Here is a 572-nt window from a genome sequence, read left to right as displayed (position 1 = left end):
GGGCTTCGAGGGCTTTCCGAGGATCTGAAGGGCCGGGCATCGGCGCTCTATGCGACGGCCTTCGGCCGCTATCTCCTAGAAAGCGGTCGGGCGAAGGCGGGAAACCCGATCCTCGTCGGCCGCGACTTTCGCCAATCCAGCCCCGAGATATCAGCCGACTGCATCAAGGCGCTCGGCAAGCTCGGCTTTGCGATGATCGATTGCGGCACGGTGCCGACGCCGGCGCTGGCGCTCTACGGCCTGCATCTCGGCGCCGCCTCGCTGATGATCACCGGCTCGCACATCCCCGCCGATCGCAACGGCATCAAGTTCTATCGGCCGGATGGTGAGATCGACAAGGCCGACGAAGCCGCGATCACGGCAGCCGCTGCCGATCTCGACCGCACCGGCTTCCAATGGCCACTGGGCGACCGGCAAGCCGAGGATCGGTCGGCCGCATGCCTCGACCTGTTCACGAAACGCAACGCCAGCCTATTGCCCGATGATGCACTTGCTGGCCTGAAGGTCGGCGTCTACCAGCACAGCACCGTCGCCCGCGATCTCATGGTCGGCCTGCTTGAGCACTTCGGCGC

At 65.7% G+C, this 572-nt stretch carries 1 pseudogene; it reads left to right on the top strand.

Going from position 1 to position 572, the window contains the following annotated elements:
* Nucleotides 1–572, top strand: a pseudogene (locus ACCD05_RS31795) (phosphomannomutase); the annotation flags it as partial.

This window comes from Rhizobium sp. Rhizsp42, assembly GCF_047304155.1.
Taxonomy (GTDB): Bacteria; Pseudomonadota; Alphaproteobacteria; order Rhizobiales; family Rhizobiaceae; genus Rhizobium.
Note: the sequence above shows the minus strand (reverse complement) of the source record. Positions and strands in the feature narration are given on the sequence as shown.